We start from the raw sequence: 9,289 nt of genomic DNA, 5'->3' as shown, positions 1-9,289 counted from the left end.
GCCAGATCGTGGGGTCGCGCCGCACCGCGCTGCACCCGATCGGCGGGCTCGACGATCACGCGTATGTGCTTGCCGACGCTGGCATTTCGACGCTCATCCTGGATCCGGTGCCCGCGTTCGTGCAGCGGGCGCGGGAACTGGTCGACATGGTGCCGGGCCTGACCAAGGTCCTGGTGCTGGGTCCGGTGCCCGAGGCGCTCGCCGACTGCGGCGTCGACATTCTCGCCACCGCGGACAAGTACGAGCCGCGCGAGGTGAAGGCGGTCGAACTGCTGCCCTCGGATGTCATCTCGATCAGCTACACCGGCGGCACCACCGGCAAGCCCAAGGGTGTCATCGGCACCGCGCTGACCATGAACACCATGACGCAGATCCAGCTCTCGGAGTGGGAGTGGCCGCGGCATCCGAAGTTCCTGATCTGCACGCCGCTCTCGCACGCGGGCGCGGCGTTCTTCCTGCCGACGGTGTTGCTGGGCGGGCAGTGCGTGGTGCTGCCGCGCTTCGACGCCGGGGAAGTGCTGCGCGCCATCGAGGAGCACAAGATCTCCTCGACGATGCTGGTGCCGTCGATGCTGTACGCGCTGCTGGATCATCCGGATTCGCGCACCCGGGATCTGTCCTCGCTCGAGACCGTCTACTACGGTGCCGCGGCGATCGACCCGAATCGGTTGCAGGAGGCCATCGATCGGTTCGGGCCGATCTTCGCCCAGTACTTCGGGCAGTCCGAGGCGCCGATGGCGATCAGTTACCTGGCCAAGGACGAGCACGACAAGGAGCGGCTGACCTCCTGCGGGCGGCCCTCCACCGCGGTGCGGGTCGCGCTGCTCGATCCCGAGGACAACGAGGTCGCGCAGGGTGAGGTCGGCGAGATCTGTGTCTCCGGACCGCTGTTGGCGGCCGGGTACCTGAATCTGCCCGAGGTCACCGCGGATACGTTCAAGAACGGCTGGCTGCGCACCGGCGATCTGGCGCGGCAGGACGAGGACGGGTTCCTGTTCATCGTCGGCCGGTCCAAGGACATGGTCGTCACCGGCGGGTTCAACGTCTTCCCGCGCGAGGTGGAAGACGTTGTGTCCGAACACCCGAAGGTGCTGACCGTCGCGGTGGTCGGCGTGCCCGACGCGCATTGGGGCGAGGCCGTGACCGCGGTGCTGGTGCTCGACGCCGAGACCGCCGCCGACCCGGCCGCGATCGAGGTGGTCACCGCCGAGATCCAGGCCGCGGTCAAGCAGCGCAAGGGTTCGGTGCAGGTGCCCAAGCATGTCCTCGTGATCGAGGAGCTGCCGCTGACGGGTCTGGGCAAGCCGGACAAGAAGGCCATCCGGGTGCTCGCGGCCGAGCGCCTCGGCCTGGCCTGATAGCCACGGGGGCGCTCGGCTAGGCGAACTTGCGGGTTCGCAATAGCCGAGCGCCCTTGCGGACGGCGTCGATACCGGACTCGATGACCGCGCGAGTCACGAAGTGCCCCACCGCCGTTGCCACGAACATGGCGGTGATCACCACCGGCGCCCAATGCCAGCTCAGCGCCAGCAGCATCCGATCGAGGGTGCCGCGCGGCTGCACCACCGGCTCCCAACTGTTCAGGCGCACCCAGCGGCCCAGGAAAACGCCTACCGCGCACAGCAGATGGACCGTCAGCCGCGCCGGGAAGCGCCACACGCCCAGACCCCTCGCGGTCAGGAAGCGGTCCAATTCGGCCAGCACCAGGTAGTAGGCCACGAATCCGGAGATGATGAACGCCCCGTACACGGGCAGGATCGTGGTCACCACCGGGCCGTTGCCCGCGGCGCGGATGTCGTCGCGCAGGTGCACCAGATCGGTCACCACGTATGGCGCGTTCGGCAGAAACAGCAGCAGCAGCGCCACCCCGCCCCAGCGGAAGGGCGACAGCGACAGCCCTCGTTCGTCCTCGGGTTCGCCGCGGAACACCAGCAGTGCCAAAGCTACCGGGATCCAAGCCAATACGGTGTTCCACACCATCCAGAGCAGATCTCGGTCCAGCACCCCTGCCAGGCTCGGCGCGACCGTCTTCACCGGGTCCATTCGTTCATGATGCAGACCGATAGCCACGCCGTCACGCGGTCGCCGCCACCTTCACCGAATCCACACATTTCGCCCGCTCGAGGCGTGTTTCCGCGAAACCCTGGTCGACAGGTGGCGACCAGCTGTTTTACGATCGTATTATGCGGCCGTGGGATATGAGATTCCCGAGTGGGCCCTGGACGTCGCGGACCGACTCGGCATTGCGCCCGAGGAGATCATGCGGGTCCTGACCGGTCCGGGCCGACGCTGGCCGCGGTCGGTGCGCGGGACGGGCGGACTACCCGCCCTCATGATCATCGGCCGCACCGGCGGCGGGCAGCCGCTGGCGGTGGTGGTACGACCGCTGTCGCAGTGGGACCAGCAGGTCGTCGGCGTGACGCCGGTGACGGGCCGGCTCCTCGCCCAGTTCGAACAATGGGAGGCGGACCATGAATGACTATCCCGACCACGGCTACCCGCACACGGCCGACGAAGCCCGGGATTTCCTCGCGAACCTGACCTTCGACGAGGACGCCCCCGAACCCGACCTCCCCGGTCCCGACACCCCTGTCACCGTGTTGCGCACCGTGCGGCTGCCGTACGCGATGGATCAGCGTATCCGCGCCGAAGCCGACCAGCGCGGGGTCAGCATGTCGGATCTGATCCGCGACTTCCTAACCATCGAACTGGCCGCCCTCGACGACGACACCCCCATCAGCCGCGCCGACGCCCGCCGCGCCCTGTCGGCCGCCCTGGCCAATCTCTCACCCCTGCACGGCAACCCGACCTGACCACCCGAACACGACGAATCGCCCGGGCACCTTTTCCGGTGCCCGGGCGATTTCACGAACGTGGGAGCTTTAGGCGAACTTGATCTCGAGCCCGATACCGAGAATCGAGATGAGCCAGATCAGGCCGAGGAAGATGGTGATTCGATCGAGATTCTTCTCCACCACCGTCGACCCCGACAGGCTCGACTGCACGCCACCACCGAAGAGGCTGGACAGACCTCCGCCCTTGGCGCGGTGCAACAGCACCAGCAGCACCAGCAGCACGCTGGTGATAACGAGGAGGATATCCAGGAACATCCGCATGGCCGACAGTCTAAGCGGTTGGTACCCCAGTACCCGAATCAGGCCACGATGTGAGACGGCACAGCACCCGCCGCGAGCCTTCCGCAGGTCGATCATGAAGTTCCCGGCATGATTGCCGCATGACAACCGTGCCCGGCCAGCCAGGGGAATCCGAACTCCGTCCGGGCTTCGCCCCGGAATGCCGCCTCGTGCCGGAATCCAAGCGGTACGCGTCGAAAGTGGTGCGCGATCTGCGCTACGACGGTGATCTCACCATCGCCATTCAGGGCCGGGGCTTTTCGTACGCCAATGTAGTGTTCCGCCGCCCGGCGGGCTTCCGGGTCCTGGACGAGGGCGACCTCACCGAGTACTGGAACACCTACTCCCAACCCAACGGGTGACGCTGGCTCCCGTGTGCGTGGGAGGCGCGAGAGCATGCCCGGCGCCGTGGCATTCGGTAGCCAATCGCGGCGGGTGTGGCGGGTTCGATCGGCTGCTAGCCGGTGGCGATCTCGACGGACGCCCGTCCTTCGGCGAAGGCCGGAGAGCCCACCTCGACGGTGATCACGACCAGCCCAGGCACCGCGTCCTCGGCGATCCTCAGGCCGGTGGAAAGCAGTTTGAACCCACCTGGCGAAACATCGAGGTTCACCTCGCCTGCCCATGTGCGCCGGTCAGACGACAGGGTTCCCTGGCAACCGCCGCCGGCAAGGTTGTCCCAAAGCCACCTGCTCGCAATGGGGGTGTGTAGTGAAACCGCCTCCGGCACAGTAATTCTGACCGTCTCGCGGCCGACAGGTTCGGTGCCGGTGTTGAGGATGACCAGACCGGCGTAGACCAGCTCATCGCCAGGGTGAACCGCGCTGGGATTCTGCGGCCGAATCGTGAGCCGACGGCCAACCTGCGATTTGAGACCGCGGGTGGGGTCCTGCCAAGGCGAGGGATCTTGAAGAGCTTGCCATCTCGTCATCTACACACCCCACCATGACCACCAGGCCCAGCGCTCGTGGCGGCGGAATCGGCGTGAGCCCACCTCGTGATCGCGGGGATGGGAACCGCCTTGTGGGAGGTCAGCTTTCGGGTGGGCGGGTTGCGGTGTGGGCGGCGTAGACGGCGAGCATGTCTTCGATGAGGCGGAGGACGGAGGTGTCGAGGTCGGGGCGGGGGTAGACGCCTCGGACTACGGCTTCGCCGGAAAAGACGTGCAGGAGCATGAAGAAGAGGGGTTCTCGGACGTGGGTGGGGAAGTCGGCCAGGAGGCCGGTGCGTTCGAGGGTGGCGACTATTTCGCGGTAGTAGTTGTCGGCGATGGGGGCTATGCGGGCGCGGAGGTCGGCGTCGGAGCGGGCGGCGAGGAAGATTTCGCGCAGGGCGTGGGTGAGGTTGGATTGTTGAGCGTGGCGGAGGAAGCGCAGGGCCACGTCGAGGGGATTGTCTTGGGCGCCCAGGTGTTCCATGGTGACGGCGTAGCCGATGAGTTGACGGTCGAAGACTTCCTCGGCGGTACGGACGATCAGGTCCAGGCGAGTGTCGAACTGGCGGAACATGGCGCCGGCGGAGAGGCCGGCGCGGCCGCAGATCTCCTGCACGGTGGTGCGTTGATAGCCGACCTCTCCGATGGCCGCGATGGTCGCGTCGACCAGCTTGGCCACGGTGGCTGCCCGGCGCTCCTGCTGGGTGCGCCGCGGGCGGGAAACTTCACTCACGAGCGACCATCCTGCCCGCTGCGGGGCACGCAGCAAACATCCGGCCCGACGTGACCGTTGACACACCGCGATCCGGCGTCATATTGTCTGGGCCAGTCACTTAGAAAACAACCGCTTCCTAACTTCGGGGCGGGTGCTCGGCCGCCGCAGCGGCCCGGAGGAGTTCGATATGGCAGGCGGAACCAGGACGATCGCCACGGCGTGCGCGGTGGTCGTGACCGGGCTGAGTGTGGCGGTGTGCCCGGCGGTGACCGGGACGGGTGCGGCGGGTCCGGTCGTGGTGCAGCCCGCGCTGCCGTTCCCGACACCGCCCGCCCCGCCCTATCTGGATCCCGGCTTCTATCAACCCGATCCGGCGCGGGTCGCGGCCGCGCAGCCCGGGGAGATCCTGGCCGCACGGCAGGTGAATCTGGCGAATGTGTGGCTGCTGCCGCTCAACGCGAACGCCTGGCAACTGTCGTATCGCAGCACCGATACGCGTGGGGAGCCGATCGCGGCGGTGGCCACCCTGGTGGTGCCGCATCGGGCCGCGCCGAGCGGGCAGCGCGGGTTGGTCTCGTTCCAGATGGCCGAGGATTCGCTGTCGGTCAACTGCGCGCCGTCCTACTCGTTGCAGATGGGGTCGCTGCCCAATCCGCTCAATCCGGTGACCGAGGCCGAGTTCGTCGAGGTGCAGGCCATGCTGCAGCTCGGGCACGCGGTGGTGATCCCCGATCACGAGGGACCGAACGCGGCGTACGCGGTGGGACCGCTGGGCGGGCGGATCACCCTCGACGGGATCCGCGCCGCGGAGGGCTTCGATCCGGCGGGGTTGGCGGGCACCGATACTCGCGTCACCATGTGGGGGTATTCCGGGGGCGCGATCCCGACCGCGCACGCCGCCGAACTGGCACCCACCTACGCGCCGGAGTTGAATCTGGTCGGGTCGGCGACCGGCGGTCTGATGGCCGATATCCGCACCGCCATCGACTACAACAACGGCACGTCGACGTTCGGTGGCGCGGTGCTGGGCGGCTTGTTCGGGGTGGCACGGGAGTACCCGCAGGTGAACCGATTCATCGACGAGCACATGAACCCGCTGGGCAAGGCGGCCCGGCTGGTACACGAAAACCAGTGTGTGGCTTTGCAGTTCGCGGCGTTCCCGTTCGTGAACATCAAGGGGCTGTTCGATTATCCGGGCGATCCCATGCGGGCCCCGGAGATGCAGCCGGTCCTCGACGAGCTCAGCCTCGGCCATCGCGGCACCCCGCGCGCACCGCTCTACATCTACGAGGGCACCTTCGACGAGGTGATGCCGCTCAACGCCGTGAACAACACCTACGACATCTACTGTCAGGACCCGAACGCCCGCGTGCAGTACACGCGGGACCTGTTCAGCGAGCACGGGATCGCGGCGGTCTCGAATACGGCCAGTGCCGCCATGTGGCTCGACGACCGGCTCAACGGCGTGCCCGCGCCGCAGGGCTGCCACAACCGGGACGTGTATTCCGGGATCCTGGATCCGGGTGCGATCGGCGCCTTCGTCAACGCGATCGGCCAGACGCTCGCGTCGGCGCTCGGGATGCCGGTGTAGTCGCCGTACGATCGGCCTCATGCCAGCAACTCGTGTGGGGGTTCTGCTCGCGCTGTCGATGCTCGCCGCCGCATGTTCGGCCACCGGCAGCGAATCCGGGACGCCGTCGGCGGCGCTCATGGGTCATTCCTTCGTCTCGACCGCGGTATCGGGAACCGCGATCCCCGGCGGCGGGCCGCTGACGCTGAATTTCACCGACGGCCGCATCAGCGCCACCGCGGGCTGCAACACCATGACCGGACGCGTTGACCTGCAAGGCAATACGCTGCAGGTCGGCGAGCTGGCCTCCACCCTGATGGCCTGCCCGGGTGACACGGCGGGCGCGGACGGCTGGCAGGACGGCCTGCTGCGCTCCCAGCCCACCTGGACGCTGGTCGGCGACACGCTCACATTGAAGGGCAACGGGTCGACGGTGACCCTGCGCGACCGCAAGTCCGTGCACCCGGACAAGCCGCTGACCGGCACCACCTGGATCGTCACCGCGCTGCTGCGCCCCGACGCCGAGGTCCGTTCCACCGCGCTCGACGAGGCCCGTCCCGCCCTGACCCTCGGCCCCGACGGCAAGGTCTCCGGCAGCGCCGGGTGCAACACCATGACCGGCACCGCCGCCATCGACGGCGACGACGTCACCTTCCAACTCGCCACCACCCGCATGGCCTGCGCCCCGCCGGTGATGGAGGTCGAACAGCAGGTGTTGCAGGCCCTCGACGGAAAAACCAAGGCCAGCATCGATTCCGACGAGCTGACCTTGCGCAACAGCGGCAACAACACCGGCCTGAAACTGCGCGCCGAGTGACCCGGCCGCTTACGCGGGCACCGTCACGCAGAACGGGTGCCCCGAGGGATCCAGCAGCACACGCCATTTCGCGGGCGCGGGCTGCGTATCGGGTTTGCGGGCCCCGAGTGCGAGCGCGGCCGCTTCCGCCGCGTCGAGATCCTCGACGAACAAGTCCAGATGCGCCTGTTTGGGCACGCTGTCAGCGGGCCAGTCCGGCGGCCGATAGTTCTCGACCCGCTCGACGGTGAGCATCACCCCGCGCGCCCGCAGGGCCACCAGATCCGGGGTTTCGACGACCACCTCGAGCTCGAGCAGCGCGGAGTAGAACCGCCCCAGCGCGATCGGATCATCACTGTCGAGCGCGATGGCTCCCAGGCGTGCGATGGCCATGGCTCAGAATCCGGGCATCCGGTCGGCGGTGGTACGCACGGGAGCACCGAAATCGGTGGGCGTGACGATGGGCTGTGCGGAACTGGGCATATCGCCTCCCGGGGGGATGGTGAGCGAGCAGGTCCGATCTTGCTGAACCGTCAACTGCCCGTCGGTATTCCACCGCGGCCCGGGGCGTCGTGTGCGGTCGAGGCTGGGTGCGAACCGGGTCCCGGGTTGCCGAACGGGTGGGCGCTGTAGGCCGCCGAGCCGATGATCAATGCGATCACGGCCGCGATGAGCGCGGCCACCGTCCAGCGATGACGCCGTGGCTCGGGTGCGTCCGGCGGGTAGCCCGCCCCTGTTCCGCCCACCGGTGACTCCTCCCCCAGCCTGACCGTCGTTCGCGAACGATAGTCGAGAACCCGCCCCGCGTCGATCGTAGGGGGGACCTCGAAAATCGTTGTCCCGCAGCCATGCTGGGGATCGGGGTCACTTCTCGTGGTACATGTACCAGACCGCGACCGTGGCGATCACGGTGACGAGCACCGCCAGCAGCGCGAGTATCGGGTTGAACGGGTAGATCGATGTCTGCGAGCCCATCGTGCACACTCCCTCGCCTCATCCCCGACCTGGCCGCCCGCGTCGTGGCGACCTGCCGGGTGTCGTGCTGCGCTTTCGATTGTCACCCGCCGCGTTGCCGCCTGATGTCGGATCGGTGGCGGCGTTGCGAAAATCGTTGTCGTGGCAAGCGGCACGCGGGCTACCGTGCCGGGGCATGGAGAGAGATTTTCTGAATGTGGTGGATGTGGAGGCCACCTGCTGGGAGGGGCCGAATCCGCCGGGGCAGCCCAACGAGATCATCGAGATCGGTGTCTGTGTGCTCGATCTGCGGACGCGGGAGCGGGTGGGCAGGCACAGTATTCTGGTGCGGCCCGAGCATTCGCAGGTCAGTGAGTTCTGTACGCGGTTGACGACCTTGACGCCCGCGCAGGTGGCGGGCGGGATCACCTTCGCCGAGGCATGCGCCTTGCTGCGCAGGGAGTTCCGGGCGGATTCGCGGCCGTGGGCCAGCTGGGGCGACTACGCCCGCAAACAGTTCCAGGCGCAGTGCACCGGCACCGTGACGGCGTATCCGTTCGGCGGCCGCCACACCAATGCCAAGCGGGTGTTCTCCGAGGCGCGCGGCTCGCGTCGGAGGTTCGGGATGGCGGAGGCGTTGCGGGCGGCGGGGCTGCCCCTGGAAGGCACGCATCATCGCGGCGGGGACGATGCCTGGAACATCGCGGCGCTGATCGCCGACATGCTGGAAAAGGACCTGTGGCCGGGCTGATTCAGGCTCGGCCGGGTGGACTGGCCGAGGGATCGGACATTGCCGTGGATAGCGCCGTTTCACAACTACGCTGACATCCCGGCGTACGCGACATATGCGACATATGGGAGGGCGTCATCAACGACCGGGAAGCGGATCTGGACCAGTGGTTTCGCGCGGAGGTGGCCGCGACGACGCCGGGACCCACCCGCCCAGCACACGAACCCCTCGACGCCACCGGCCTCACCGGAGCGCGCTGCCTGGAACTGTTCGACGCCCAGGCCGCCTCACGACACCTCGACCTGGCCGCGCGGCGGCTGACCCGGGAAGGCCACGGCTACTACAGCATCGGCTCCTCCGGGCACGAGGGCAATGTCGCGGTGGCGGCGGCGCTGCGGGTCACCGATCCGGCGCTGCTGCACTACCGTTCGGGCGCGTTCTTCGTGCACCGCACCC

Annotated in this window: 13 protein-coding genes and 1 pseudogene; 8 read left to right on the top strand and 6 right to left on the bottom strand. The window is 67.9% G+C overall.

Translation table 11 applies throughout. The features are described from left to right. Positions 1-1,358, top strand: a 1,358-nt coding sequence (locus ACWELQ_RS27925) for an AMP-binding protein (protein ID WP_452400009.1), incomplete at its 5' end; no start/stop codon positions are given. 19 nt (positions 1,359-1,377) lie between these two features. On the opposite strand, the gene ACWELQ_RS27920 is transcribed toward ACWELQ_RS27925, so the two are convergent. Further along, positions 1,378-2,043 carry a DUF1361 domain-containing protein gene (locus ACWELQ_RS27920; RefSeq protein WP_452400008.1) on the bottom strand — a complete coding sequence of 222 codons (666 nt, stop codon included), beginning with the start codon at positions 2,041-2,043 and terminating at the stop codon, positions 1,378-1,380. 148 nt (positions 2,044-2,191) lie between these two features. Here ACWELQ_RS27920 and ACWELQ_RS27915 point away from each other — a divergent pair, with 148 nt between their 5' ends. Then, a complete protein-coding gene (locus ACWELQ_RS27915) occupies positions 2,192-2,479 on the top strand; it encodes a hypothetical protein (protein WP_379363328.1) in 288 nt (95 codons plus the stop codon). Next, positions 2,472-2,813, top strand: a complete 342-nt coding sequence (locus ACWELQ_RS27910; protein WP_452400007.1) for a ribbon-helix-helix protein, CopG family — start codon at positions 2,472-2,474, stop codon at positions 2,811-2,813. The genes ACWELQ_RS27915 and ACWELQ_RS27910 overlap by 8 nt, the downstream gene beginning before the upstream one ends. A 69-nt stretch (positions 2,814-2,882) precedes the next feature. On the opposite strand, the gene secG is transcribed toward ACWELQ_RS27910, so the two are convergent. Further along, positions 2,883-3,116: a preprotein translocase subunit SecG gene (secG, locus tag ACWELQ_RS27905; RefSeq protein ID WP_033086851.1), complete on the bottom strand. Its 234-nt coding sequence runs from the start codon at positions 3,114-3,116 to the stop codon at positions 2,883-2,885. 119 nt (positions 3,117-3,235) lie between these two features. On the opposite strand from secG, the gene ACWELQ_RS27900 reads away from it, so the two are divergent. Then, positions 3,236-3,496 (top strand): hypothetical protein, encoded by a 261-nt coding sequence (locus ACWELQ_RS27900; protein ID WP_452400006.1) that lies wholly within the window; start codon positions 3,236-3,238, stop codon positions 3,494-3,496. Positions 3,497-3,591: 95 nt separating this feature from the next. Here the strand turns inward: ACWELQ_RS27900 and ACWELQ_RS27895 are convergent, their stop codons facing one another. Together ACWELQ_RS27895 and ACWELQ_RS27890 are read right to left on the bottom strand one after the other, a co-directional pair. Next, positions 3,592-4,065: a hypothetical protein gene (locus tag ACWELQ_RS27895; protein WP_452400005.1), complete on the bottom strand. Its 474-nt coding sequence runs from the start codon at positions 4,063-4,065 to the stop codon at positions 3,592-3,594. A 100-nt stretch (positions 4,066-4,165) separates the two neighbouring features. Next, positions 4,166-4,801 carry a TetR/AcrR family transcriptional regulator gene (locus ACWELQ_RS27890; protein ID WP_452400004.1) on the bottom strand — a complete coding sequence of 212 codons (636 nt, stop codon included), beginning with the start codon at positions 4,799-4,801 and terminating at the stop codon, positions 4,166-4,168. A 169-nt stretch (positions 4,802-4,970) separates the two neighbouring features. Here ACWELQ_RS27890 and ACWELQ_RS27885 point away from each other — a divergent pair, with 169 nt between their 5' ends. Together ACWELQ_RS27885 and ACWELQ_RS27880 are read left to right on the top strand one after the other, a co-directional pair. Continuing rightward, positions 4,971-6,374 (top strand): lipase family protein, encoded by a 1,404-nt coding sequence (locus tag ACWELQ_RS27885; RefSeq protein WP_452400003.1) that lies wholly within the window; start codon positions 4,971-4,973, stop codon positions 6,372-6,374. Positions 6,375-6,393: 19 nt separating this feature from the next. Beyond that, positions 6,394-7,170 carry an META domain-containing protein gene (locus ACWELQ_RS27880; protein ID WP_452400002.1) on the top strand — a complete coding sequence of 259 codons (777 nt, stop codon included), beginning with the start codon at positions 6,394-6,396 and terminating at the stop codon, positions 7,168-7,170. 9 nt (positions 7,171-7,179) lie between these two features. On the opposite strand, the gene ACWELQ_RS27875 is transcribed toward ACWELQ_RS27880, so the two are convergent. Both ACWELQ_RS27875 and ACWELQ_RS27870 read right to left on the bottom strand, forming a co-directional pair. Then, positions 7,180-7,542 (bottom strand): VOC family protein, encoded by a 363-nt coding sequence (locus tag ACWELQ_RS27875; RefSeq protein WP_452400001.1) that lies wholly within the window; start codon positions 7,540-7,542, stop codon positions 7,180-7,182. 140 nt (positions 7,543-7,682) lie between these two features. Continuing rightward, a complete protein-coding gene (locus tag ACWELQ_RS27870; RefSeq protein WP_452400000.1) occupies positions 7,683-7,895 on the bottom strand; it encodes a hypothetical protein in 213 nt (70 codons plus the stop codon). Between the two features lie 404 nt (positions 7,896-8,299). Between ACWELQ_RS27870 and ACWELQ_RS27865 the strand changes: the two genes are divergently transcribed. Beyond that, positions 8,300-8,854 carry an exonuclease domain-containing protein gene (locus tag ACWELQ_RS27865; protein ID WP_452399999.1) on the top strand — a complete coding sequence of 185 codons (555 nt, stop codon included), beginning with the start codon at positions 8,300-8,302 and terminating at the stop codon, positions 8,852-8,854. 161 nt (positions 8,855-9,015) lie between these two features. Then, a pseudogene (locus ACWELQ_RS27860) lies at positions 9,016-9,289 on the top strand (MFS transporter); the annotation flags it as partial.

The organism is Nocardia sp. NPDC004722 (assembly GCF_053601505.1).
The sequence above is the reverse complement of the archived record's forward strand: the minus strand, read 5'-3'. Positions and strand labels throughout refer to the sequence as shown.

Excerpts from the sequence above, each read along its gene's own strand:
- ACWELQ_RS27920 (WP_452400008.1), bottom strand. The coding sequence starts at position 2,043 with ATGGACCCGGTGAAGACGGTCGCGCCGAGCCTGGCAGGGGTGCTGGAC.
- ACWELQ_RS27910 (WP_452400007.1), top strand. The coding sequence starts at position 2,472 with ATGAATGACTATCCCGACCACGGCTACCCGCACACGGCCGACGAAGCC.
- secG (WP_033086851.1), bottom strand. The coding sequence starts at position 3,116 with ATGCGGATGTTCCTGGATATCCTCCTCGTTATCACCAGCGTGCTGCTG.
- ACWELQ_RS27900 (WP_452400006.1), top strand. The coding sequence starts at position 3,236 with ATGACAACCGTGCCCGGCCAGCCAGGGGAATCCGAACTCCGTCCGGGC.
- ACWELQ_RS27895 (WP_452400005.1), bottom strand. The coding sequence starts at position 4,065 with ATGACGAGATGGCAAGCTCTTCAAGATCCCTCGCCTTGGCAGGACCCC.
- ACWELQ_RS27885 (WP_452400003.1), top strand. The coding sequence starts at position 4,971 with ATGGCAGGCGGAACCAGGACGATCGCCACGGCGTGCGCGGTGGTCGTG.
- ACWELQ_RS27880 (WP_452400002.1), top strand. The coding sequence starts at position 6,394 with ATGCCAGCAACTCGTGTGGGGGTTCTGCTCGCGCTGTCGATGCTCGCC.
- ACWELQ_RS27875 (WP_452400001.1), bottom strand. The coding sequence starts at position 7,542 with ATGGCCATCGCACGCCTGGGAGCCATCGCGCTCGACAGTGATGATCCG.
- ACWELQ_RS27865 (WP_452399999.1), top strand. The coding sequence starts at position 8,300 with ATGGAGAGAGATTTTCTGAATGTGGTGGATGTGGAGGCCACCTGCTGG.